The 26,096-nt window shown below is 39.8% G+C and carries 23 protein-coding genes and 1 pseudogene; 7 read left to right on the top strand and 17 right to left on the bottom strand.

Annotation, left to right across the window (positions count from 1 at the left end; genetic code table 11):
• Nucleotides 1–138: 138 nt before the first annotated feature.
• Entirely contained in the window at nucleotides 139–282 is a 144-nt protein-coding gene (locus tag ACYUCW_RS12955; RefSeq protein WP_004247166.1) for a Hok/Gef family protein, read from the top strand.
• A gap of 237 nt (nucleotides 283–519) precedes the next feature.
• Nucleotides 520–2,919 (top strand): annotated as a pseudogene (locus ACYUCW_RS12950) (membrane-bound PQQ-dependent dehydrogenase, glucose/quinate/shikimate family).
• 77 nt (nucleotides 2,920–2,996) lie between these two features.
• On the opposite strand, the gene alr reads toward ACYUCW_RS12950, so the two are convergent.
• The 4 genes from alr to ACYUCW_RS12930 form a co-directional block, all read right to left on the bottom strand.
• Nucleotides 2,997–4,220: an alanine racemase gene (gene alr, locus ACYUCW_RS12945; RefSeq protein WP_017627994.1), complete on the bottom strand. Its 1,224-nt coding sequence runs from the start codon at nucleotides 4,218–4,220 to the stop codon at nucleotides 2,997–2,999.
• Between the two features lie 257 nt (nucleotides 4,221–4,477).
• On the bottom strand, nucleotides 4,478–5,734 hold the full coding sequence (locus ACYUCW_RS12940) for a PTS ascorbate transporter subunit IIC (RefSeq protein WP_004243721.1): 1,257 nt from the start codon (nucleotides 5,732–5,734) through the stop codon (nucleotides 4,478–4,480).
• 10 nt (nucleotides 5,735–5,744) lie between these two features.
• Entirely contained in the window at nucleotides 5,745–6,032 is a 288-nt protein-coding gene (locus tag ACYUCW_RS12935; RefSeq protein ID WP_012368108.1) for a PTS sugar transporter subunit IIB, read from the bottom strand.
• A 29-nt stretch (nucleotides 6,033–6,061) separates the two neighbouring features.
• The gene (locus ACYUCW_RS12930; protein WP_004243724.1) at nucleotides 6,062–6,505 is read right to left on the bottom strand and encodes a PTS sugar transporter subunit IIA; all 444 of its coding nucleotides are present in this window, start codon (nucleotides 6,503–6,505) and stop codon (nucleotides 6,062–6,064) included.
• A gap of 226 nt (nucleotides 6,506–6,731) precedes the next feature.
• Between ACYUCW_RS12930 and ACYUCW_RS12925 the strand changes: the two genes are divergently transcribed.
• Complete coding sequence (locus tag ACYUCW_RS12925) at nucleotides 6,732–7,778, top strand: LacI family DNA-binding transcriptional regulator (RefSeq protein WP_163748471.1); 1,047 nt, start codon at nucleotides 6,732–6,734, stop codon at nucleotides 7,776–7,778.
• Here ACYUCW_RS12925 and yfcD read toward each other — a convergent pair.
• On the bottom strand, nucleotides 7,775–8,317 hold the full coding sequence (gene yfcD, locus ACYUCW_RS12920) for an NUDIX hydrolase YfcD (protein WP_004243726.1): 543 nt from the start codon (nucleotides 8,315–8,317) through the stop codon (nucleotides 7,775–7,777). The two genes, ACYUCW_RS12925 and yfcD, sit on opposite strands and share 4 nt — an antisense overlap.
• A gap of 195 nt (nucleotides 8,318–8,512) precedes the next feature.
• Between yfcD and ACYUCW_RS12915 the strand changes: the two genes are divergently transcribed.
• Together ACYUCW_RS12915 and ACYUCW_RS12910 are read left to right on the top strand one after the other, a co-directional pair.
• On the top strand, nucleotides 8,513–9,127 hold the full coding sequence (locus tag ACYUCW_RS12915) for a glutathione binding-like protein (RefSeq protein ID WP_004243727.1): 615 nt from the start codon (nucleotides 8,513–8,515) through the stop codon (nucleotides 9,125–9,127).
• 64 nt (nucleotides 9,128–9,191) lie between these two features.
• The gene (locus tag ACYUCW_RS12910) at nucleotides 9,192–10,097 is read left to right on the top strand and encodes a TIGR01777 family oxidoreductase (RefSeq protein WP_049211269.1); all 906 of its coding nucleotides are present in this window, start codon (nucleotides 9,192–9,194) and stop codon (nucleotides 10,095–10,097) included.
• Between the two features lie 19 nt (nucleotides 10,098–10,116).
• On the opposite strand, the gene ACYUCW_RS12905 is transcribed toward ACYUCW_RS12910, so the two are convergent.
• From ACYUCW_RS12905 to ACYUCW_RS12855, 11 genes are all read right to left on the bottom strand, one after another.
• Nucleotides 10,117–10,698, bottom strand: coding sequence for a UbiX family flavin prenyltransferase (locus ACYUCW_RS12905; RefSeq protein WP_163748466.1), 582 nt, complete (start codon nucleotides 10,696–10,698; stop codon nucleotides 10,117–10,119).
• A gap of 121 nt (nucleotides 10,699–10,819) precedes the next feature.
• Nucleotides 10,820–12,337: an amidophosphoribosyltransferase gene (purF, locus tag ACYUCW_RS12900; protein WP_460408748.1), complete on the bottom strand. Its 1,518-nt coding sequence runs from the start codon at nucleotides 12,335–12,337 to the stop codon at nucleotides 10,820–10,822.
• 30 nt (nucleotides 12,338–12,367) lie between these two features.
• Complete coding sequence (gene cvpA, locus ACYUCW_RS12895; RefSeq protein ID WP_460408747.1) at nucleotides 12,368–12,859, bottom strand: colicin V production protein; 492 nt, start codon at nucleotides 12,857–12,859, stop codon at nucleotides 12,368–12,370.
• 182 nt (nucleotides 12,860–13,041) lie between these two features.
• Nucleotides 13,042–13,680, bottom strand: coding sequence for a cell division protein DedD (gene dedD / locus ACYUCW_RS12890; RefSeq protein ID WP_460408746.1), 639 nt, complete (start codon nucleotides 13,678–13,680; stop codon nucleotides 13,042–13,044).
• Entirely contained in the window at nucleotides 13,670–14,968 is a 1,299-nt protein-coding gene (gene folC, locus ACYUCW_RS12885; protein ID WP_004248398.1) for a bifunctional tetrahydrofolate synthase/dihydrofolate synthase, read from the bottom strand. The genes dedD and folC overlap by 11 nt, the downstream gene beginning before the upstream one ends.
• Nucleotides 14,961–15,923, bottom strand: a complete 963-nt coding sequence (accD, locus tag ACYUCW_RS12880) for an acetyl-CoA carboxylase, carboxyltransferase subunit beta (RefSeq protein WP_004243734.1) — start codon at nucleotides 15,921–15,923, stop codon at nucleotides 14,961–14,963. The genes folC and accD overlap by 8 nt, the downstream gene beginning before the upstream one ends.
• A 296-nt stretch (nucleotides 15,924–16,219) precedes the next feature.
• A complete protein-coding gene (locus tag ACYUCW_RS12875; protein ID WP_004243735.1) occupies nucleotides 16,220–16,921 on the bottom strand; it encodes a DedA family protein in 702 nt (233 codons plus the stop codon).
• A gap of 39 nt (nucleotides 16,922–16,960) precedes the next feature.
• Nucleotides 16,961–17,830 (bottom strand): tRNA pseudouridine(38-40) synthase TruA, encoded by an 870-nt coding sequence (gene truA, locus ACYUCW_RS12870; protein ID WP_004243736.1) that lies wholly within the window; start codon nucleotides 17,828–17,830, stop codon nucleotides 16,961–16,963.
• On the bottom strand, nucleotides 17,830–18,840 hold the full coding sequence (locus ACYUCW_RS12865) for an aspartate-semialdehyde dehydrogenase (RefSeq protein ID WP_004243737.1): 1,011 nt from the start codon (nucleotides 18,838–18,840) through the stop codon (nucleotides 17,830–17,832). The genes truA and ACYUCW_RS12865 overlap by 1 nt, the downstream gene beginning before the upstream one ends.
• Nucleotides 18,841–18,884: 44 nt before the next feature.
• On the bottom strand, nucleotides 18,885–20,012 hold the full coding sequence (gene pdxB / locus ACYUCW_RS12860) for a 4-phosphoerythronate dehydrogenase PdxB (RefSeq protein ID WP_161741917.1): 1,128 nt from the start codon (nucleotides 20,010–20,012) through the stop codon (nucleotides 18,885–18,887).
• A 148-nt stretch (nucleotides 20,013–20,160) separates the two neighbouring features.
• Nucleotides 20,161–20,946, bottom strand: a complete 786-nt coding sequence (locus tag ACYUCW_RS12855; protein ID WP_004248400.1) for an AraC family transcriptional regulator — start codon at nucleotides 20,944–20,946, stop codon at nucleotides 20,161–20,163.
• A 121-nt stretch (nucleotides 20,947–21,067) separates the two neighbouring features.
• Here ACYUCW_RS12855 and ACYUCW_RS12850 point away from each other — a divergent pair, with 121 nt between their 5' ends.
• Nucleotides 21,068–21,988: a DMT family transporter gene (locus tag ACYUCW_RS12850; RefSeq protein WP_004243742.1), complete on the top strand. Its 921-nt coding sequence runs from the start codon at nucleotides 21,068–21,070 to the stop codon at nucleotides 21,986–21,988.
• A gap of 568 nt (nucleotides 21,989–22,556) precedes the next feature.
• On the opposite strand, the gene fabB is transcribed toward ACYUCW_RS12850, so the two are convergent.
• Entirely contained in the window at nucleotides 22,557–23,768 is a 1,212-nt protein-coding gene (gene fabB / locus ACYUCW_RS12845) for a beta-ketoacyl-ACP synthase I (protein WP_004243743.1), read from the bottom strand.
• Between the two features lie 204 nt (nucleotides 23,769–23,972).
• Between fabB and mnmC the strand changes: the two genes are divergently transcribed.
• On the top strand, nucleotides 23,973–26,012 hold the full coding sequence (gene mnmC, locus ACYUCW_RS12840; protein ID WP_163748767.1) for a bifunctional tRNA (5-methylaminomethyl-2-thiouridine)(34)-methyltransferase MnmC2/FAD-dependent 5-carboxymethylaminomethyl-2-thiouridine(34) oxidoreductase MnmC1: 2,040 nt from the start codon (nucleotides 23,973–23,975) through the stop codon (nucleotides 26,010–26,012).
• Nucleotides 26,013–26,096 lie beyond the last annotated feature (84 nt).

Here is a 26,096-nt window from a genome sequence, read left to right as displayed (position 1 = left end):
GTGCTTGGATCATTTTGGTTCAAGCATTTGCAAGGACCAAAAAGACGAAAGCCCCGAATTCTATTTACATAAAATTCGAGGCAGTCTCAAGTCCAGACAACTTGATTCTGTCTCTTTTAACAAGGAGTGTCAAGAGAAATGACTAAGCTTGCCCTTATTGGGCTGATTACTGTATGTATTACAGTTTTGTGTTTTACTCTACTGAGACATGAAAGATTGTGCTCTTTTAATATCAGTAGTGGTAACACCCTAGTTCAAGCGAATTTATCTTGCGATAAATAGCTTTGTGGGGGAATTTTCCCCCACAATTTCTCGCCCAACGTTGTTGCGCCTTGTGTTCACAAGCACCCTACTTTAAATAATCATATCACTTACATTCAATACTAATGCTAGTGTTTTATATTAAAATTTCTCATAAATGCATATTAATGCAATGGTTGTTAGAGACAAATAGGTGAGCTAATAAATTATTGTCTATTCTATTTATAAGATGGTAAGAAAGAATAGGACGATAGCATTATGAAAATATCACATTTCTATCGATGGATAGTATTCATCATACTCACAATATTGGCTCTTTACTTTACTGTACTCGGAGGGTATTTAGTTTCATTAGCAGGATCGCCTTTTTATCTCTTTACCGGTGTCATGCTTCTTATTATTGCAGCTTGCTTTTTAAGTCGAAGGAAAAGCACCCTATTACTCTTTAACTTTCTATTTTTAATAACGATTGTCTGGAGTATCTGGGAGTCAGGATTTGATTTTTGGGCACTTGCCCCTCGCTTAGATATTATCTTTATTCTAGGCTTACTCCTTATTCCTTTCACACTCAATAATAATGTTTACACTTGTCGTACCAATAAAATTGGCTTATTCACACTATTAGCCACTACACTTATCATTATATTAGGTAGTTCACTAACCGATCCTCATGCCATTAATGGTCAATTTACACAACAACAACCCACCAACTCTATATCTCCTATCGGAGTAAATGATAATGACTGGCCCGCTTATGGCAGAACGCAAGCCGGAATACGCTATTCACCATTAACTCAAATCAACAGTGATAATGTTGATAAGTTAGTTGAGAAATGGACTTTTCATACCGGTGATGAAAAAAGAGCTAATGATGCCGTTGAGATAACCAACGAAGTTACGCCTATAAAAATTGAAGATAATCTCTTTCTATGTACACCTCACCAATATTTAATTAGCTTAGATCCCGCAACAGGTAAAGAGAAGTGGCGTTTTGATTCTAAATTGCAATATAACAAAAGCTTCCAGCATATGACTTGCCGAGGGGTTGCCTATTATAATCAAAATAATAGTGCCGAATTTGCCAAAAGCCTCGACGTTCGCCAACCAAGCATATCAGATGAATGTCCTGAAAAAGTCTTTCTTCCAGTCAATGATGGCCGCCTAATCGCAGTTAATGCGCAAACGGGTAATGCATGCCGTGATTTTGGTCAGAATGGAGAAATCAATCTGTTAGCTTCTATGCCTTATGCTTATTTGGGTGGATATAACCCAACATCTCCCCCAATCGTCACCGGTAATACTATTATCATTGGTGGCTCTGTTACTGATAACTTATCAACTCAAGAGCCTTCTGGTGTGATCCGTGGCTATGATGTTAATAGCGGAAAATTAATATGGGTATTTGATACTGGCGCAGAAGATCCCAATGCGATGCCAGGTAAAGAGACTCAATTTGTTCATAACTCCCCTAATGCATGGGCGCCTTTAGCTTATGATGCACAAACGGATGTGGTCTATATTCCGACAGGAGTAGGTACACCCGATATTTGGGGAGGCGATCGTCATCCATTAAAAGAGCGTTACGCTAATTCAGTTTTAGCACTAAAAGGGTCGACAGGCGAGCTATTGTGGCATTTCCAAACCACCCATCATGATTTATGGGATATGGATGTTCCTTCGCAACCATCACTGGTTGATATCAAAACTGATAAAAATGAAACAATACCTGCCATTTATATCGTCACGAAAACAGGGAATGTGTTTGTTCTTGATAGAAGAGACGGTACACCTATTGTTCCCGTAACAGAAAAACCGGTCCCTACTAGTGTCAAATATGGTCCACAAACACAAGGTGAGCATTACTCACCCACTCAGCCTTTTTCAGCACTTAATTTAGCACCAAAAAATAAGTTGCAAGGTTCAGATATGTGGGGTGGCACAATGGCAGACCAGCTGTTATGTCGTATCGCTTTCCATCAGTTAAATTATGAGGGAATTTATACTCCACCATCAGAAAACGGTACGCTTGTTTTTCCTGGTAACCTCGGTATTTTTGAATGGGGCGGTATTTCTGTTAATCAAGATAGACAAGTCGCGGTAATGAACTTTATTACCTTGCCTTTTATCTCAAAACTTTATTTAAAAGATCCTCAAGACAGTCAAGCAATTGACGCAGGCCACGGAGAGCAAGGTTTACAACCCATGACGGGAACACCTTATAGTGTTGATATTCATCCATTCTTATCACCACTAGGATTACCTTGTAAACAACCCCCTTGGGGATTTGTTGCTGGTGTTGATTTAACAAAAAATGAGCTTGTTTAGCAACAACGATTTGGCACCATTAGGGATAGTTTGCCTAATTTAGTGGAATTACCACCATTAAAAATTGGTGTTCCTGGGCTAGGAGGCGCTATCTCAACCGCAGGTAATGTGATGTTTGTTGCTGCTTCTCAGGATAATTATATTCGAGCATTTAATGTGACGAATGGCAAAATGTTATGGGAAGCACGATTACCCGCAGGTGGACAAGCAACGCCAATGACCTACTCTATTGGAGGCAAGCAATATGTGGTCATTATGGCCGGCGGACATGGTTCATTTGGTACTAAAATGGGCGATAGCTTAGTGGCCTATGGGTTACCTGATAATTTATAGCTTTAAGTTATCAACAATATCAGGCGATTGTTATTTTCAATCGCCTTTTTATTATTTGCTAACACTCACAACCTAGCTTAATCAACTAATACCCGTTGATTGGTTGCTCCCCATAAAATTGACATTTCGGTAAACAATGCACCACTGATATCTTCAATTTCTTCTGCGGTAATTTCGCTATTACCTTGTTTGCCAAAAAATACAACTTCATCACCTGGTTTGATATTGTTAAGACTGGTAATATCAACCATAACGGTATTCATTGATGTTTTTCCTAAAACAGGTACGCGTTGCCCAGCAATTAACGCATGCCCCGCATTACTAAAAACGCGACGGTAACCATCTGCATAACCTACAGGAATATTGGCTAGTACTGAGTCACGTTTTAATGTGTAAGTACGATCATAACCAACCGTATTACCTTTAGGATAATAATTAATTGAAGCAATGTTGGATTTAAAGGTCATCACACGTTTATAGTCTGTACTCGCAATGGTATCACCATAAAAAATACCTCCCACACGTACCATATCCAGCCATGACTCAGGCACGGTAATTGTCGCAAAGGTATTTGCCATATGTAATGTGACATTGTTACGCTCTAATCCCATCACCTCTAACACTTGCTGAGATTGTTGCTTAAAACGAGCCAGATCTTCCCTTACTTTATTAGCATCTTCTTCGGGATAATGAGACATAATACCAACCACTTTTAGGTTAGCTAATTGAGAAATTTGTTTTGCTTTTTCAAGCCCAGATTTATTATCGACCTCTAAACCATTACGAGACATGCCACCTGAATTTAATGCTAAATGAATAGGAATGACTTTATTTTGTTGCTTGGCAATAGCATCTAATCTTTTTGCCATATCAAGATCACCAATTAACTCTTCTACGTTATAGTTGGTTGCCTGTGCCATTTCTTGTTCTGTTGCATTACGCACTCGCATTAAACGGCCTTTAAATCCTAAATCACGTACTTCTTTTAATTCTTGGTTATTTGTTACACCAATACATTGCACATTATTTTCTATCATAATTGGGGCAACTAACGATAAATCATGCCCATAAGCATCTCCTTTTAACACTGCACAAAGAGAGGATTGCTTACCTAATAATGATTGGACTTTTTTTACATTAAAGTCGAGTGCGCTTCGTGAAATTTCAATCCATGAATTATTGACAATAGCAGGCTGAGCTTGAGCCACTTGAGTTGCTGGTGGATTATAATTTACAGGCTGTTGGCAAGCAGTAATAACGAAAAGTGGTAATAACGCAAGATATCGAATAGCTAAAGACATCTTCTTTCTTCCTTAGTGATTATGATGTTAAACCTATTTTTATAATTAATTAGGCACAAAAATATACACATAGTGAATATTCACTTAGGATAATAGCATTATTATTCAGATAATAAATATAAAAATTCATCTCTGCATAAATACCAAGTAAGAGAGAGGATTTAAATACACTATTTCTACCAAAAAAATGCCCGACTGGTTAAAAAGTCGAGCATTTATTAAAATTCCACTAATAAGTAATATCAACGTCGGTAATATTAACGAACAATAATCCCTAATAGAATACCAATCACACCGAAGTCTGCATCACTAAATGTGGTATTGGCAATACCAATATCACCAAGTACAGGTAATAAAAATACGGGTAAGAAAGTAATCAATAAACCTTGAGCAAAAGCACCTAAAATAGCACCTCGGCGTCCCCCTGTGGCGTTACCAAATACGCCTGCAGTTGCACCCACAAAGAAATGAGGTACCACCCCAGGTATAATGACAGTCCAATCTAAAGCATAAAGAATAAACATGCCAATGACACCCGCTGCAAAACTACTCAGAAAACCGACTAAAACGGCATTAGGTGCATAAGGAAATACGACGGGACAATCAAGCGCAGGTTTTGCATTGGGGACTAACTTATCAGAAATGCCTTTAAATGCAGGAACAATCTCTGCAATCACCATACGCACACCTTGTAGGATAATATAAACACCTGCCGCAAAGGTGATGGATTGCATTAAGGAGAACATAAACCAGTTTTTACCACCACTAACTTCACGAACAAAAGTGTCACCGGCAAATAAACACGTAATAATAAAAATTATGCCCATGGTGAAAGCGATCGCAACTGGCGTATCACGCAAAAAGAGTAAACTCTTAGGTACATTCATCTCTTCCGTTGAATGCGCTTTATTGCCAAATTTACTACCAATAAAACCAGATACAACATAGGAAATAGTAGAGAAATGGCCTAATGCGACATCATCAGAGCCGGTGATCTTTTTCATATAAGGATGTGCAATGGCTGGGAAAAATACCATTGATACCCCAACAACTAATGAACCTACTGCAACTAATACCGCCCCTTCTAAACCCGCTGTTGCCAAAATCACCGCGACCATCATCGACATAAATAAAGTGTGGTGACCCGTTAAGAAAATATATTTCCACGGTGTTAAGCGTGCAATTAATATATTGATTAACATGGCAAAGAACATAATCAGTGCCATCTCTTTACCAAAGCTTTTTTGTGCAATAGAGACAATGGCTTCGTTATTAGGTACAACACCTTGAATGCCAAATGCATGTTGGAAAATCGTTGAGAAATCACCAAGCGAGTTAATGACTAAACCTGCCCCCGCACCTAAAATAACAAAACCCATAATGGTTTTAACGGTGCCCTTAATACATTCTGTCGCAGGTTTTTTCTGAGCAATTAAACCAATCAATGCGATTAAACCCACTAATATAGCAGGCTCTGAAAGCACATCGCTCATTAGAAAGCGGAAAAAGTCCATACTAGGCTCCTTATAGCGCGCCTAATTCACGTAATGCGGTCGAAAGTTTCTCTTTCATCGCGACTTTATCAATCATATTATCTAAAGAAACAATTTTGCCATTAACCGCTTGAGCATTAAGTTGTTCCGCAATATCACGAGTTCCCACATAAATATCACTCGGTGTCCCTTTTGCCGAACCTAAATCGACATGATCAACATCAGCATTGACGGCCAGATCTTTTAAAATACTTTTGATGCTCATTTCCATCATTAAGCTACTGCCTAAACCATTTCCACATACAACGGTAATTTTCATCATATTCCCCTTGGTTATTTAAAATTGAATTAATAGTGATTAATAACAGCCAATACTTCTGCCTTACTTTTTGCTTGCAACAAAGTGTCTATATCATCTTGGTTATCAAAAAGTTCAGCTAATTTCACAATGGCATTAATATGGCTATCGTTATCTGTTGCCGCTAAAACAATTAAAAGTTTCACCGGATCATTTTCATCAGCACCAAATTCCACCCCTTTTTCGATGATAGTTAATGCTAAAGAGAGCTGATTAACCCCTTCTTCAGGACGTGCATGAGGCATAGCAATACCTGGTCCTAATACATAGTAAGGGCCTATTTGCTCGTGTGATTTATAAATCGCATCAACATAACGAGGCTCAATACAACCTTTGTCAATTAATGGCTGACAGGCGATTTTAATTGCTTCACGCCAATCTTTGACTTGTGGGATCACTTGTACCACATCCGGTGTTAATAATGTTTTAAGCATATTTATAACCTCAGTAAGGTGCTTTTTTGATCTCTGTATTAAGGATAATAATCACTAATGGTAGCGCTATCTAGATAGATTATGTGTAATTGTGATAGCGCTATCATTTTGATGAAATGTTAATTGCGAACAAGTGCAACAATTGACACTGTATTGTTTCTGCAGAGTGAGAAAATTTCAGGTAGGATCTGCGAATTAAAAATAAAGCCGAATAAATCTGATCACGATGATAAAAACACGTAAACGCCGAAATACAGGTCGCGTCACTTTACAAGAAGTTGCTAAACATGCCGGAGTCGGTTCAATGACCGTATCTCGCGCATTGCGTACACCTGAATTAGTGTCGGATAAATTAAGAGAAAAAGTTAACCAAGCAGTGGCAGAGTTGGGATATATCCCCAATGCCTCAGCAGGGGCCTTAGCTTCCGCTCAAAGCCATATTATTGCTGTACTACTGCCCTCTTTTACTGATAAAGCCAGTGCTGATTTTATGCAATCATTGCAGCAGATCCTCAGCCGTCATCATTATCAAATATTAGTGGGATGTTATGAATATCAGCTCCATAAAGCAACTGATGTGATTAATATGCTATTACAGAGTAACCCTGCCGCATTAGTTGCCTTTGGCTCCCAATTAAGTGATGTACAGTTCTTACATATCAGTAATGCCAATGTGCCTGTTGTCAGTGTCGCGAGTCAATCTAATGAGCAATCTGCAATAAGTATTGATTGCGGTTATGAAAAGGCAGCGTTTGATTTAACCCATTATTTAATTCAGCAAGGTAAACGTTGTGTCGGCTATGTTGGTGCGCTGCAAGGACAGCGTTTACACCACCAGCAAATTACTGGTTGGTCGCGTGCTTTATTAAAAAATTATTTAAATGCTGAGCAAAGTGTTACTACGCCCGACCCCGCTTCTATGGCATATGGTCGACAAGCATTAACAGAGATTTTATTACATCAGCCCGAACTAGATGCCGTTATTTGTAGCCATGAGAGTATTGCTTTGGGAATGATGTTTGAGTGCCAACGAAGATTAATTAAAATTCCCCAAGATCTCGCTATCGCCTGCTTAGAAGGCTCTGAAAATAGCGCCCAAATAGCACCTTCCCTGACATCTATACATTTTAATTACCATAAAATAGGTAAAGAGGCAGGTAAGCACCTAATTGCACTATTGCAACATTTACGTGATGAGGTTGATAACGCTATGTTTGAAAATACCGTTATCAACTATGCTTATCGTTTAGAACTCGGACAAAGTACCCCTTAGTCAGTGGTTTCTTTTGTGTCCAAGCGAGTACTATTATTTCGCGTTAACCATAGAGAGAGTGCTTTAAGTGAATCAGGGGTAAATTCATCACAACGTTCAGTGATTTCTAAGGGAGTAAGCCAGCATACTTCCTCGATTTCTTCTGGCTGTAATGCAAATGGTCCATGTGATACACAACTAAATAAGCTTCCCCAAACGCGGCAACTCTCATCGTCATAATAGAATTGTCCATGTTCGGCAAAAGGAACCCCGGCAATACCTAGCTCTTCCTCTGCTTCACGACGTGCACTTTCGAGTGCATTTTCACCTTGTTGTACTACACCACCCGCGGTTGCATCTAACCAACCTGGATAGAAATCTTTTGTTTCAGTACGGCGTTGTGCCAAAATTTTTCCCATGCCATCGTGCACGACAATATAAGTTGCTCGGTGACGTAGGTTTTCTGCTCGCATTTGTTGACGTGTTGCTTGTGCAACAACTTCATTTTTTTCATCAACAATATCAACCCACTCGACCACTGCCGTATTTTCTTGTTCCATCCTCAACAAACCTTTTTTAATCGATGCTAAACGATCGTAATTTTTATCCTGAATATACCAAAATCACCATATTTCACCACTATAATAATCATAGGTAATTTGCTTTATTCATCTTGCGATTTTTTGCTTTTTATGATGTTACTAGGCAGACTGTAAAATATACGCTATTGAATATCACCTTATTGCGGAGGTTTTATGATCGATCTTTATTATGCAAACACCCCGAATGGCCAAAAAATTACGCTTTTCCTCGAAGAAGTCGCCATGCCTTATACTTTGCATCATGTTGATATTGGCAAAGGTGATCAATTTAAACCCGAATTTTTAGCTATTTCACCCAATAATAAAATTCCTGCTATTGTCGATAATGCTCCCGCTGACGGTGGTGAACCACTCTCTATTTTTGAATCAGGTGCTATTCTTATCTATTTAGCAGAAAAAAGTGGCAAATTACTTAGCCATGATCTGCGAGAAAAAATGACCCAACTACAGTGGCTATTTTGGCAAGTGGGGGGATTTGGTCCTATGCTTGGACAAAATCATCACTTTACGCGTTACGCCCCTGAAAAAGTACCTTACGCAATCGATCGTTATACAAAAGAGACCGAGCGTTTATATCAGGTGTTAGAGAGCCGACTCGCTCAATCTCCTTATCTTGGTGGAAACGATTATAGCATTGCTGATATAGCCACCTATACTTGGGCTCGTTACCATGACACACATCATATTGATCTAGCAGATTATCCTGCGGTAGAAAAATGGCTAAATACAATAAGCCAACGTCCAGCAGCCAAAAAACTGTTTGGTTAGTGACTAATCTCACCTATCAGGATGATACAACCTTAATTAGGATAGAGTAATCAGGAGGATGGTGATGAACATACTTATCACAGGTGGAACCGGATTAATTGGCAGAGCACTTATCTGCCAACTCGCATTAGATAAACATAATATTACCGTACTTTCCCGTTCGCCACAGAAAGTCTACTCTCATTTCTGTAATGAAATGGCGTGTTGGACTCATTTAGATGATAAAGAAAACTTAAACCAATTTGATGCAGTGATTAATCTTGCTGGAGAACCAATTGCAGACAAACGCTGGACACCGGAGCAAAAACAAACGTTAGTTAATAGTCGATGCAAATTAACCCAAAAGCTGGTGGATTTAATAAAAGCCAGCGACTCTCCCCCTGGTGTTTTAATTTCTGGCTCTGCGGTGGGTTTTTATGGTGATCAAGGTGAAAATAATGTCACTGAAGAGACGCCACCTAAGGATGAATTTACTCATCAACTCTGTGCCAAATGGGAAAATATTGCACTCGATGCACAAACGCCATTAACACGGGTGTGTTTGCTACGTACTGGTATTGTACTCTCTACAAAAGGAGGGGCATTACCTAAAATGAGCCCGCCTTTTAAATTAGGTTTAGGTGGAAAATTAGGTAATGGTAAGCAATATATGCCATGGATACATATTGATGATATGGTCAATGCCATCGTATTTTTACTTAATAATAACAATACCCAAGGCGCCTTTAATCTGACAGCCCCTCATCCAGTACAAAATAAAGCATTTACCACGACTTTAGCTCACGTACTGAAACGCCCTGCATTTATGACGGTTCCTGCCACAATATTAAAATTAATGATGGGAGAAAGTGCCACATTAGTTTTAGGTGGGCAACAAGCGTTTCCTAAGAAACTGCTCGATGCAGGATTCAGCTTTCGTTACCCACAACTGGAAGGCGCTTTAGAAGATATTATTCGCCATAAAAAATAGTCACTCGTCACACAGGGGATCAACGGGCAGATTTATCCCCTTGCCAACGCTGAAAAAGATCATCCGGCAAGTCAATGTCAAATTGATCAAGCACTCGATTTACTGTCTGATTAACAATGTCATCGATCGTTTTAGGCTGAAAATAAAATGCAGGTACTGGTGGCATAATGATGGCACCAAGCTCTGCAGCTTGAGTCATTAAACGTAAGTGCCCTAAATGTAACGGTGTTTCGCGTACACACAGCACTAATTTACGTCCTTCTTTTAACACGACATCAGCGGCACGTGTCACTAACGTATCAGTATAGCTATGTACAATACCGGAGAGGCTTTTAATCGAACAAGGTAAAATAACCATACCATTGACCCGAAACGAGCCTGAAGAGATAGTCGCCCCTATATCTCGATCGTCATAAATAATATCAGCTAAAGCATGAATATCTTTGAGAGAATAATCCGTTTCTAATGAAATGGTACGACGCGCCGCTTGACTGATCACCAAGTGAGTTTCTACGGATGGCACGGATTTAAGTATTTCTAATAAACGAATACCATAAATTGCGCCACTGGCACCTGTTAGCCCGACAATCAGCTTTTTCATTATAATCCTCAGAATATATATCTTTGTTAATCATTATGATGATTAACCCTCAAAAAACAAGCGCCGATGTAGTGTTACGCTAGCATCGACGCTTGATAAAGGTGACTATTTTAACGGAAAATTATCCTTCGTTATAGATTTCTAAGTTCTCAGCTTCATGTTGATCACGAATTTTATGTTCATCATCACGACGTAAATTTTCAAGGTAATCTAAATAGCCTTGATCAATATCTTTTGTGATATAGACACCATCAAATACAGAGCATTCGAATTGGTTGATATCTGGATTTTCTTCTTGAACAGCAGCGATTAAATCAGAGAGATCTTGAAAAATAAGTCCATCAGCACCAATCAGTTTACGTATTTCATCCACTTCACGCCCATGAGCAATTAATTCATTGGCATTAGGCATATCAATACCATAAACATTAGGGAAACGCACTTCTGGAGCGGCTGAGGCAAAATAAACTTTTTTAGCCCCCGCTTCTCTCGCTAACTCAACAATTTGCTCTGATGTTGTGCCACGTACGATAGAGTCATCGATAAGTAACACATTTTTATCGCGAAATTCTGCACGGTTGGCATTTAGTTTACGACGTACTGATTTGCGACGCTCTTGCTGGCCGGGCATAATAAAAGTACGTCCAACATAACGATTCTTCACAAAACCTTGTCGATAAGGTTTATTTAAGATGTGGGCAATTTCTAATGCAATATCACAAGAAGTTTCAGGAATAGGGATCACCACATCTATTTGTAAATCTTCCCACTCTTTAGCAATTTTAGCGCCGAGCTTTTGCCCCATACGTAGACGGGTGTTATATACGGAAATTTTATCAATAAAAGAGTCTGGGCGCGCAAAATAAACATACTCAAATAGACAAGGCACTAATTGCGGATTTTCAGCACATTGACGGGTAAACAGTTGTCCTTGCTCTGTGATATAAACAGCCTCACCGGGTGCTACATCACGCAAGAATTCAAATCCTAGTGTATCTAGAGCGACACTTTCAGACGCAACCATATACTCACTGCGTCCATCTTCTAAAGTACGTTTGCCTAACACTAAAGGACGAATGCCATAAGGATCACGAAAAGCTAATAAGCCGTGGCCGATGATCAAAGCAACGCAAGCATAAGCGCCACGTAATTTTTTATGCATAGCCGCAACAGCGGTAAAAATATTATCTGGCTCTAGCGGAAAATGATCGAAGCGATCTAATTCATACGCTAGCACATTGAGTAAAATTTCGGAGTCTGAGGTGGTATTGATATGTCGACGAGCAGTTTCAAATAATTGACGACGCAGCAAATGCGCATTGGTTAAATTACCATTATGTGCAAGTGTGATCCCAAAAGGTGAGTTAACATAAAAAGGTTGCGCTTCTGATGCACTCGAACTGCCCGCGGTTGGATAACGTACATGTCCTATTCCGATAGTTCCTTTTAAACGCAACATATGACGCGTTTCAAAGACATCTTTCACCAGCCCATTTGCTTTGCGTAGACGAAAACCGTTATTCTCATCAATTGTTGCAATGCCTGCTGCATCTTGACCTCGGTGTTGTAACACCGTTAACGCATCATAAATCGATTGGTTTACTGGATTAACTCCAGCGATACCGACAATACCGCACATGAAAAGATCCTCATCAGCCAGACGGAGAGGTTACATTTTCTCCGACACGAAACTTGACGCATTTTGTAGGTAGTCAAAGAACCACCTAATAATATGGTTGAATTGAGGAATAAGCTCAGAACGTTGCCAATCGGCACTGTCTGCCATAGGAGTAAAAGCACCCAAGACAAAAAGTAACGCTGATACAATCAGCACACCTCTTGAAGCCCCGAAACAGATCCCCAACACACGATCTGTACCTGATAACCCTGTGCGTTGAACAAGAGAGCTAATCACATAATTAATCACCGCACCGACAATTAGCGTTGCAATAAACAGTGTGACAATCGCAATCCCGTTACGAACCAGCTCATCTTCAAACCGAGTAAAATAGACGGCTAGATAAGGATAAAACTGACTTACAACAAAAAAACCACAACCCCAGGTGATAAGTGATAATGCTTCACGAACAAAGCCACGGATCAGGCTAACTAATGCAGAAAAACCGATAATGGCAATAATGGCGTAATCTATCCAGACCATAAATCTCTATCCAATAACGATGCCCCGCATTAATACGGTAGCATTCTAACAGAAAACGAAAACGTTTGCGTAACCCTAATTTTCGATAATTTTAAAATAATTTACGGCGACATGAAAAATCATAATCGCCGCAATAAGTTAACACCTTGTTACTTCACTCATCTGATGTCTCATCAACATAGTTATGGTTTATAGGCTCTTACTTCACCTTGCAGGCCTGTTAGCTTTTTAAGGCGAGGTAACATCGCCTGTAACTCTGCTTTTGAGGCATTAGGCCCAATATAGATACGTGTCACTTTTCCTGAAACAGGGCGAGCAGGCACGGTATATACTGGATAACCGGAGAGATGCATTTTTGCAATAATTTCTTCAACTTTCGCCGCATTTTTCAAGGCACCTAACTGCACAACCCAAGCCTCACCTTTCGGCGCGGTTGTTTCTGATACCGCCGGTGGCGGAGTAGTTGGTGGCTCTACAGGCGGATTAACCACTTTAGGTGGCTCAACAACCGGTGTTGATGGCGCTACTTGAGGCTCCGATACTTCAGGAGTAGAAACTTGAGGCTGTTCAACCCCCGTCACCGCTTCAGAGATCATCGCCTCAGAAGCACCCTCTGATGGCGTTGACGGTGTTGTGGTTTGCTCAATCGGCGCTATTGATTCAATATCTTGCTCATCACCGGGTTTGGGGACTAAAGGAATAGAGGCAAATTGGTCTTCGTTATATTTCTTATCGCCGTCAAATAATGTAGGAAGAAAAATAACCCCTACCGCCACAAGAACAACGGCTCCGACTAAGCGATTTTGAAATTTACTTGCCACTCGCACTCTCCTTTTCCAATAGTTCCATTACATGAGCAACGGTATGGAATGATCCACATACAACCACAATATCATTTTTTTGCGCCTCAGATATTGCTTGTTGCCATGCTTGCTCGACACTATCAAATACTGCCGGATAGTCGAGGTGCTGAGCTAATACCTGGGCTGATGCGCCACGAAACTCATTCAATGGCGCAACATACCACTGATCGGCTTGAGGGGATAAACACGCTAATGTACCCGCAATATCTTTATCACCCAGCATACCAACAACAATGCGCACTTTGGTATCAGAATAACGCGGTAATTGCGCCAGTTTTTCGGCTAAATATCCAGCAGCATGCGGATTATGAGCAACATCAAAAATAACTAATGGATGCTGCGAAATTATCTGAAAACGTCCCGGCAACTGAGCTTTACTCATTCCCTCAACAATACTTTGATGGGTGATCCCTTGACTCACTTTATCATTGGTTTTCAATAAGCAGCGTATCACTGCCATTGCCGTACCTGCGTTGGCTAAGGGAATATTAGGGATGGGAAGTTTTTCAAACTGCTTATCTGCACTACGCCAATGCCAGTGATCACCATCAATAGAAAATGACCAATCAACACCACGACGAAATAATTTAGCCTGTTTCTGCTGCGCGACTTGTGCAATAGAAAGTGGCATATCTGGCTCGCCTACAACAGCATAGTGATTTTTACGGAAGATACCGGCTTTTTCATGACCAATATGCTCTCTATCAGCCCCTAGCCAATCGGTATGATCAAGGGCAATACTGGTGATAGCTGCAATATCAGCATCAACAATATTGGTTGCGTCTAAACGCCCCCCTAACCCAACTTCAAGAATAACCACATCAAGTTGAGCTTGTTGAAATAGTTTCAATGCCGCGAGTGTACCGTATTCAAAAAAAGTCAGCGAAATATCGCCTCTGGTTTGCTCTATTTCAGCAAATACTTGACAAAAATCAGCTGGTGAAAGCTCTTTACCTTGAATGCGAACACGCTCGGTATAATGGACAAGATGAGGTGAACTATAAACCCCCACTTTCAATCCTGAAGCCATCAAAATTGACTCGAGCATATGGCAAGTGGTTCCTTTACCATTAGTACCCGATACAGTGATAACTTTAGGGGCAGGACGTAATACATTCAGTAATTGACCTACCTTGCCCACGCGCTCAAGTCCCATATCAATAGCACTTGAGTGTAAGTGTTCAAGATAAGAAAGCCACACCGACAAAGGCGATGTGGCTTGAGGAGCAGTTATGATATTAGACATCTTCTTTTTTATTCGTTTCGATGTTAATTTCTGGCTCATTGTCAGAAGATTCGATGTCATCAGCGATCATTTCTTCGCCTAGCAGTTCATCTTCGTCTTTCGCTAAATCATACTGAGTCAGCTTAGCCAGTAATTCAGCTAGCTCATCACGCATTTCAGGACGACGAACTATCATATCTATCGCCCCTTTTTCTAGCAGGAATTCACTACGTTGGAAACCCGCGGGTAATTTCTCACGTACAGTTTGTTCAATAACACGTGGACCGGCAAAACCAATCAAGGCTTTCGGCTCAGCAACATTAATATCACCTAACATTGCTAAACTTGCAGAAACCCCACCCATAGTAGGATCGGTCATCACTGAGATATAAGGTAAACCACGCTCTTGCATTTTAGCTAATGCGGCACTGGTTTTTGCCATTTGCATTAATGACATCAATGCTTCTTGCATACGTGCACCACCACTTGCAGAGAAGCAAATCAGTGGACAATTATCTTCTAATGCTTGTTCAACCGCACGAACAAAACGCGCACCCACAACAGACGCCATGGAGCCGCCCATAAATGCAAATTCAAAAGATGCGGCCACAACAGGCATTTCTTTTAACGTACCTTTCATCACCACTAGGGCATCTTTTTCATGGGTTTGTTTCTGAGCCGCAGCAATTCTGTCTTTATATTTTTTAGAGTCGCGGAATTTCAGAATATCTTTAGGCTCTAACTCACTGCCCAGCTCAGTCGTGCTTCCTGTATCAAGAAAAGTTTCTAAGCGACGGCGTGCTGAAATACGCATGTGATGATCACATTTGGGGCACACTTCTAAATTACGCTCTAATTCTGCGCGGTAAAGTACTTGCCCACAGCTATCACATTTTGTCCAAACCCCTTCTGGGATATTGGCTTTACGTGAACTCGTGATATTGCTTTTATTAAGAATTTTTTCAATCCAGCTCATTAACGGACCTTTTCGTCTGAATCTGACCTTCGCCAGTTTATACTCGTCATATTTTAAGTTGCAGCATGTTGACTGCGTTTAATTGCACAAGTCACCTACTTTGTCGGTGTGCTTTTCGTGCTGCATTCACTTATCGCCTAGCTACAACCCTAATTATTTAGAGCAGATTATTGTGAACATGTTAACTCACAATATACTGGCTATGTGGTTAGCAAAGTTTATGATGATACCGCTTACTGAATTTCAGCGCATCTCTTTATTATTGCTATTCTACGGCAAAAGCTAATGATAACTGCTCAAACCTCTTGGTTATCACTCTCTTTTTTGGCCTTTGCACTCGCTCTACGATGGCGTATCACCTCGATAACACCTGGTAAAATAGAAATAACAATAATGGCAACAATTAGCAATTTTAAGTTCTTTTGAACAATATCTAAGTCACCAAAAAAGTATCCAGCATAAGTAAATAGCAGTACCCATGCAATGGCACCCGTAACATTATAAAAAGCAAAATGACGATATGACATTTTGCCCATTCCTGCAACGAATGGCGCGAAAGTTCGGACAATCGGCACAAATCTTGCCAAAATTATCGCTTTACCACCATGTTTTTCATAGAAAGCATGGGTTTTATCTAAGTATTCTCGTTTAAAGATACGTGAATTGGGATTACTAAAGAGTTTTTCACCAAAAATGCGCCCAATAGAATAGTTAACCGCATCACCTAAAATCGCAGCGAAAAGCAGTAAGAGAACCATTAGGTGAACATTAACATCATTGGTATCTAACGCAGATAAAGCCCCCGCAACAAACAGTAACGAATCGCCCGGTAAGAATGGTGTGACAACAAGCCCCGTTTCACAAAAAATAATTAAAAATAGAATGGCATATACCCATGTACCATATTGAGCGACTAACTCGGCTAAATGGACATCAATGTGTAAAATAAAATCAATTAGAAATTTTATTAAATCAGCAAATTGCGTTAATAATTCCATAAATCCTCAGAAAACGGGGTAATTTTATGTTTAAAGTATTTAAAATGGGTTATCTGCTAAAAATAGCGGCCCCATTGCAGGTTTAGGAAGTTCGAAACGTTCAGGGTAATCAACCGAAACAAGATATAAACCATTTGCTTTTGCAGTTGCTGCTGCTTTAGTCCTATCTTTTAAGGCTAATAATTCAGCCATCCAAGTAATAGCCTGATTACCACAGCCAATTTCCAATAGACTCCCCACAATATTTCTTACCATATGATGGACAAAAGCATTGGCTTTTATATCTACCACCACATAATCACCATAGCGTGAAACATTCACATGCATCACATTACGCCAAGGTGTTCTAGATTGGCATTGTACGGCTCTAAACGAGGTAAAATCATTCTCGCCTAATAAACATTGGGCAGCTTGATGCATTCGTTGTGCATCTAGAGGGTAATGGAAATGCGTTACCCCTGAGGATAAAATAGCAGGACGATAGCGATGATTAAAAATCACATAACGATAACGTCTTGCGGTTGCGCTAAATCGAGCATGAAAATCATTCGCTACCGTTTTTACCCAACGAACGGCAATATCTTGTGGTAAATGGGTATTAACCCCCATCGTCCATGCCGCATCTTTGCGATGAGCCGTTGTCTCAAAGTGCACAACCTGCCCGGTTGCATGAACTCCGGCATCAGTTCTGCCGGCACAAAAAACAGAGATAGGCTCATTTGCTACTTGAGATAACGCTTTTTCTAACCTTTCTTGGACACTACGAACCTCATTTTGACGTTGCCAGCCATAATAGTGGCTACCGTCATATTCAATGCCTAGCGCTATCTTTAATGGTGTACTTTCTGCCACAATCGCAGGCTCACTGATTGACTGCGCTATCACATCAGCACTCTCTTGGTCGTTCATCAGTAAAACTGCTCCTGCACTAATTTTTCAGCCACTTCTACAGCCATTAATGCTCCGCCAAAACGCACGTTATCTGCAACAGACCAAAATTGTAACGCTTCAGGCACACCATAATCATTACGTAAGCAACCTAAGTTCAAGCTAACATTACCGGAGGCATCGGTGACTTGAGTTGGAAAATCATTTTCATCACTAATATTGAGGGAGTCATGTTCTTGTAATGTTTCCCGTGCTTCTTCACTTCCCATTGGACGTGATGTTTCCAACTGCACAGATTGTGCATGACCATAGAAAACAGGCGCTTGTAATGTGGTTACTGAGATAGGTAGTCCATCGTCTTGCAAGATTTTACGGATCTGATCAACCATTTGGCGCTCTTCTTGAATAGAACCTTCATTATCAACTAACAATGGTAAAATATTAAATGCCAGTTGTTTATTAAAGCGACCAAGCTCTGGAGGAACACCGTTCAGTAAACGCGCACTTTGCCCCGCTAATTCATCAACAGCTTGTTTACCAAAACGAGATACTGACATCAAATTTGTCACATTCAAGCGAGTTAAGCCTGCGGCTTCGGTTAATGGATAGATAGCGCGTAACAGTTGGCTTACCATGCTATCAGCAATAGCGATAATATTGCGGTTACGATACTCTGCCAGCATAGATGTATTCACCCCTGGTACAACTAAAGGTACATCCCACTCCATCGCAAATAAACCACTGCAATCAATAACAATACAACCTGAATCTGCTGCAAGTTGTGCGTATTGCGCACTAATCTCAACTGGCGCGGCAAAAAAAGCGAGTTGAATATCCGCCCATTCGATATTATGAATACCTTGTACTGCAACACTTTTACCCTTTACACGGATAGTTTTGCCAATACTGTCTTCACTGGCGATCGCCGTTAATTCGCCAATAGGAAAATCACGCTCTTGCAGAAGCTCTAAAATAGCTTCACCCACAGCACCTGTTGCGCCCACAAGCGCAATATTCCAACCCTCTCCCATAAAATATCCTCCAATACAGTAAAATGTTTAAATAATGTCACGTCTTATTTATGTGTTGCATTAAACCCAATAGCATTGAGTAAGCTCGCCGTTGTCGGGTTATCACATACCACCTGTAATGAAGACCATTCACGACGGACAGGGTAAAACTTACGTAGCTTATCAAACTCCCCTTTGATACCGGCAACTTTGCGCAATGGTGCATCATCACGACGTACATCATAGACAAGATGAATAAGCTGTTTGAGTAATGTTTGAGTTAATTCACCTTGTACAGAAATTGTGGAGATCAACGGTTTTGGTAACAGTGTTGATAATTCAACGTGTTGAGGTTGACCAATAAAATCACAATAAGCTTCATAAACCTGCGTTGTTCCTCTCGCCTTCCCTTCTAAGGTATAGCCGGCAATATGTGGTGTTGCGATATCAACTTTATTTAATAACTCAAGAGAAAGATCGGGTTCTGGCTCCCAAACATCTAGAACAACGCGTAACTTTTTACCTTGGTTTAAGGCTGATAATAATGCAGCATTATCAATAATCTCGCCACGGCTTGCATTAATTAAAATACGACCTTCAGGTAAAATATCGAGGTTGCTCTCATTAATTAAATGGTAACTGTTATAACGACCCGATTTATTTAACGGTGTATGGAAAGTCAGGATATCTGCCTGCTTTAATAGCGTTTCTAAAGAATGAAATTGTTCATCATCCCCTCTGTCAGCTCTAGGCGGATCACAAAGTAGTACATTCACACCTAATGCGCGTAAGCGTTTTGCCAGTCTCCCTCCAACATTGCCAACGCCAACAATGCCAACGGTTTTATCTGTTAATTGAAATCCTTCTTGCTCAGCAAACACCATCAACGCAGAGAAGACATATTCAACAACAGCGATCGCATTACAACCTGGCGCAGATGAAAACGCTATTTTTTGTTGCTCTAGCCATGCTGTATCAACATGATCAAAACCTGCCGTTGCGGTGCCGACAAATTTTACCGGTTTGCCCGCTAATAGTGATGCATTGACTTTAGTAATCGATCTCACCATCAATGCATCAGTATCATCAAGCTCTTCAATAGGTAAAGGGCGACCCGGTACAGCTTTTACTTCGCCTAATTGGCAAAAAAGCTGCTGCGCATAAGGCATGTTTTCATCAACCAGAATTTTCACGGTGTTATCTCACTGATTTGTTTTTTATGTGTGTAAACAAAGGATCAAAAATAAAATTAAGCGGTCTATTTTGCCACTTATTCCAAGTAAAGCCTATTATTGACGATAAAAACTGACGCTATTTTAAGTAAATATATGAAAAGAAACCTTAACCATTGGGTAAGCGACGAAATCTTTCTGGTGTTGTTCCAGCAAATTGCTGAAACATGGCAATAAATGAGGATGATGAGCTATATCCAACATCAAAGGCCACATCATTAACACTTTTTCCTTGCTCTAACAAAGAGATAGCATGTAAAAAACGTAATCGCTTACGCCATTCACTAAAAGACATGCCTAACTCTTGCTGACAACGACGTGATAAGGTTCTTTCTGAGGTATAACGTTTTTTTGCCCATAATTCTAATGAGGTATTATCAGCAGGATTTTGCTCTAATGCTGCCAAAACGGGTGCTAACAGCTTATCTTTTGAGGAAGGTAAATAGGTATGGTGAATAGGAGATACTTTTAGTTGGTCTATTAACACTTGAGATAAACGTAGATCTTCTTTTGTTTGCGGTTTACAAACGCCACGACGGAAGAAATCGGCAAAAATCGTCGAAAAAATAGGACTTAGTTGAATAAGACAGGGTTTATCCAATAAACCTTCACACCAACTGGGTGCAATATCTAGCACCTTAAAAGATAAGGTTTTTTTATTGTAGCTTGCGTGCCCTACTTTTTCAGGGATCCATACACTAAATTCAGGTGGCGCTAAAAAACGCTGCCCGCCAGCTTCTAAATCCATTACTCCAGAGATCACATAAAGCAATTGACCAAACTCATGTTGATGATAACGAAATTCAGTTTCTGCAAGCAATTGCTCATCACGAAAACGGACCGTATCTGGATCAGAGAGTAACCACTGCATCTCTTTTTGTTGTTCAATTGTCATCTTAATGTTGCTCTTTTATCGTTTTGTCTTTATTGGTCTATCGGTTGTCTGCTTTTCATTATATATATCTAATCAGACAGGCTTACAATAGCCATCTGGTTTAAAAATAGATGTGAGAATAATGAAAAGTATAATCTTCCCGCTGTTAGCGGTACTTATTTGGTCAATTAATGCGGTTGTCAATAAAGCGGCAACATCTGTGATAGATCCAGCCGCTATCTCATTTTATCGCTGGTTCTTAGCATTTTTACTGATGACGCCGTTTCTGTTAGTCCCTGTTTGGCATCATCGTAAAACCGTAAAACAATATTGGTGGAAATTATTTATTCTCGGCGCATTAGGTATGGGGTTATATCAAAGTTTAGCTTACTATGCGGCTTATTATGTGACAGCAACCTTTATGGGAATATTGAATTCACTTATTCCATTATTAACCGTTATTATTAGTATTTTTGTACTGCGTGTCGTGCCTACTGTAGGGATTGCACTCGGAACTATTTTATCTATTAGTGGGCTTGTCTGGTTAGTCAGCCACGGTGATCCTTCACAACTCCTTTCTCAAGGTTTAGGACGTGGTGAATTAATGATGTTTATCGCATCAACTGCCTATGCATTTTACGGAGTACTTACCAAACGTTGGTCAATTCCTTTACCTAATTGGCAGTCTCTATATGTACAAATAGGTTTTGGTGTTTTATTACTAATACCTAATTTTCTTACCGCAGAAAGTATTGCATTAACAAAAGATAATGTTGGATTAGTTATTTTTGCAGGGGTTGGCGCCTCTATTTTAGCGCCTTATCTGTGGATCTTAGGTGTAATGAAATTAGGTGCAAATACAACCTCTATCTTTATGAATTTAATTCCTCTATTTACCGCAATGATCGCTGTAGCGGTGCTAGGTGAAGAGATGCACAGTTATCATTTTATTGGCGGAGGCGTTATTTTATTGGGAATATTCTTAGTACAAAAACTAAGAGCACCACTGAATTTCCGTCGTCAATCTGTCACAAAAAAAGCAGATTGTCAGCAGGAGATGTGAGTCAATGTCAGCTAGACTATAAATAAAAAAATACCGGCTAAGCAATTAGCCGGTCACTTTGCTCCCCTAGTTTTTATAAATAAAAACCAAGGCAAGAAAATCAAAGTATAAAATATAAAGTAATACAAGTATCCGTTGCAAACATTACCAACTTTTATATTAAATATCTCCTGCTTATTTAATATAAAATAATCCAGATCAATTTTTCCCCTCACCTTTTTAATGCTATCGATATTTTCATTAAGTTAACTATTTATAAAATAAAGGATTTAATCTATAAAATTAGTTTTTAATTAAATGATTGATTTAAAACTATAGTGAAAACAACTAATTTTAAACAATTAGATAGTTATTTTATCTATTGGTTCTGTATGATAAAAAAATGACAATCAATAAGATTGTGCTTTAATAATATTTACAGCATTTTTTTAACATAGTTTTCTATAAAACCAAAAGGATCTTTATTTATTTTGCAGAACAAATTTATTTATACAAAAAATAAAAAAGCAGTCACTTATTATAAGCAACTGCCTTTATCATTTATACAAGGAAAACTAAGTATAACTAACTATTTCTTATACTTACTCATCACAAGTGAAGCATTAGTGCCACCGAAACCAAAGCTATTTGACATCACTGTATCTAGTTTTTGCTCTGTTGGTTTGGTAATGATATTCATACCATCCGCTTTATCATCAAGCTCTTCAATATTAATACTTGGTGCGATAAAACCATGCTCTAACATCAGTAAACTGTAAATGGCTTCATGAACACCTGCAGCCCCTAATGAGTGACCTGTCATTGCCTTAGTTGCAGAAATAGCCGGTGTTTTAGTTCCAAAAACTTCAGCAATCGCTTCAAGCTCTTTTAAATCACCCACAGGCGTTGATGTGCCATGAGTATTGATATAATCGACATGATCAATACCTTGCATTGCCATTTGCATACAACGTACGGCACCTTCTCCCGATGGAGCAACCATGTCAGCACCATCAGATGTTGCACCATAGCCGACAATTTCAGCGTAGATATGCGCACCACGTGCTAATGCGTGCTCTAATTCTTCAACAACCACAATACCGCCACCACCAGCGATAACGAAACCATCACGGTTTTTATCATAGGTACGAGAAGCTTTGGCTGGTGTATCATTATATTTTGTTGAAAGTGCCCCCATAGCATCAAACTCACAGGTCATCTCCCAACTTAGCTCTTCACCACCACCGGCGAAAACCACATCTTGTTTACCTAATTGAATTAATTCAACCGCATGACCAATACAGTGTGCTGATGTTGAGCAAGCTGAACTAATTGAATAGTTAACGCCTTTAATTTTAAACGGAGTAGCTAAACAAGCTGATACACCAGACGCCATTGCACGAGTTACCATATAAGGACCTACACCGCGTAGACCTTTAGCTCTCATGCCGTCCGAACCTTGTACTTGGTTACGAGGAGAACCACCACCGGAGCCGACAACTAAACCAGAACGAATGTTAGAAACTTGATCTTCTGTTAGACCTGAATCTTCAATCGCTTGTTGCATAGATAAATAGGCATAAACCGATGCATCACTCATAAAACGGCGGATTTTACGGTCAATAAGACCTTCAGTATCAAGCTTAACATTACCCCAAATGTGGCTACGTAGCCCCATCTCTTTAAATTCTTCTGAGAAAGTTATCCCGGAACGGCCTTCTTTTAAAGAGTCCAGCACTTCTTGCTGGTTATTACCAATGCTCGAAACAATACCCAGACCCGTGATCACTGCGCGCTTCATTTATACCTCTTTACAATAATAGTTGTAGCTGCGGGATTTCTGAATAGCACTTTAGCGTACACTTGTACGCTGAACAAGTCCGATCAGGATCTTTTTTACAAAAATGCAGATAATATGAAAAATCTCTGCGTACTCAAAAGGTGGAAGATGCTTAAGAACAGCGTTAAGATAGCCCATTATTTTTGGTAAAATACAGGTAGTTCCGTGAATAACACTGCTATAAATACCGCCTCTTTAAGTTGGAATGAACTTGGTACTCCGATTTCAAAACAGTTTGATGACATCTATTTTTCCAACCAAGATGGTCTTGAAGAAACTCGACATGTATTCCTACATGGAAATCATTTTCCATCTCGTTTTGGTACACATGTACGCTCTGAGTGTGTTATAGCAGAAACCGGATTTGGCACAGGATTAAACTTTTTAACACTGTGGCAAGCCTTCGAGCAATTTCGTCATCACTCACCTGATGCGCCATTAAAGCGTTTACATTATGTCAGTTTTGAAAAATTTCCTCTGACTAAAGCTGATTTGCAAACAGCCCATAGCCATTGGCCAGAACTAGCACAATATTCAACAGCGCTTTGTGCACAGTGGCCTTTACCTATTGCCGGTTGTCATCGTCTTATTCTTGCTAATGGCGCGATAACGCTTGATTTATGGTTCGGTGATATCAATACATTACTGCCACAAACTCGCCAAGCTTTACATAATAAAGTTGATGCGTGGTTTCTTGACGGCTTTGCACCAAGTAAAAACCCACAAATGTGGAGTGAAACATTATTTCAAGCAATGGCAGACTCGATGCGTGAAAATGGCACTTTTGCCACCTTTACCGCAGCTGGGGTAGTAAAACGAGGATTGCAACATGTTGGTTTTGAAATAAAGAAAATAAAAGGCTTTGGTCAAAAAAGAGAAATGTTAACAGGGGTATTTCCCCATCCTCCTGCCAATGCATTTGTTCCCTACTACGCCAGACCTTGTGCTACACAAACAAAAGATATCGCCATTATCGGTGGGGGGATCGCCAGTGCATTAACTGCGCTCGCCTGCTTAAAAAGAGGCGCCAAAGTCACGCTCTATTGTGAAGATACACATCCTGCGGCAAATGCCTCAGGCAATCGGCAGGGTGTGTTATACCCATTACTTAATGGTAAATCTGATGAGTTAGAACACTTTTTCACTAGCGCTTTTTTATATGCCCGCCGTTATTATGATGAGTTAAACCATAATGGCGTCAACTTTTCACATCAATGGTCCGGTGTTGCCCAAGTCATTTATAATGAAAAAGTGCGCAAAAAAATAGCGCGAATAATCGAGCATTCCACACCTTTTTCTCAACTCGCTCATTATGTCCATCAAGATGAAATGAATTCACTTTGTGGATTAGCCATCAACCAAGATGGTCTTTTTTATCCTCAAGCAGGTTGGCTTTCTCCCACAGAGTTAACCACCAATGCATTAAAATACGCACAACAACAAGGTCTCAAGCTACTCTTTGAACATCAAGTCACTCAATTAATCTCACAACAACAGCATTGGCAGTTAGAGGTGACTCACCAAGCAACAACGTATAAAACACAACATGATTGCGTTATTTTAGCTAATGGGCACCGTATTACTGATTTTATACAAAGTGAAAAACTGCCTATCAGTGCAGTAAGGGGTCAAGTTAGCCATATTTCAACGACACCTGATATCGCACAATTAAAAGCGGTGCTCTGCTATGATGGCTATTTTACGCCGGTTGATCCTCAAGATAATCTGCATTGTGTTGGGGCAAGCTTTCGTCGTGATCGACTAGATTTAAATGTTTCAATTGAAGAGCAACAAAATAATCAATGGCACCTCACGCACTGTTTAGCACAATCACCTTGGGCACAGCAGGTAGATTTTAGTGATAACGATGCGCGTGTCGGGATCCGCTGTACAATAAGAGATCACCTTCCTTTATTAGGTGAAGTACCCGATTTTGAAAAATTAGTTGTCGCCTATACGCATTTAGATCGATTTAAGCGTAGAAAGCAAACACCTATTTTGGCACCGAGTTATCATCAGCTTTATATTATTAGTGCATTAGGTTCACGTGGTTTATGCTCTGCACCTTTATCTGCGGAGATCTTAGCAAGCCAAATCTTTGATGAGCCATTTCCTGTAGAAGATAGTGTGTTAAATGCCTTACATCCAAATCGTTTCTGGGTAAGACCATTACTACGCGGAAAAGCTATTGAATTAAAATCATAGGATCAGTCACTGAAATTACGGTTGATATTTAAGTAACTATTGTTTATTGGTTACTTAAATATCTTTATAGTATTTAAATTATAG

This window comes from Proteus sp. MB838, assembly GCF_054767435.1.
This window is presented reverse-complemented; position numbering and strand designations above follow the sequence as displayed.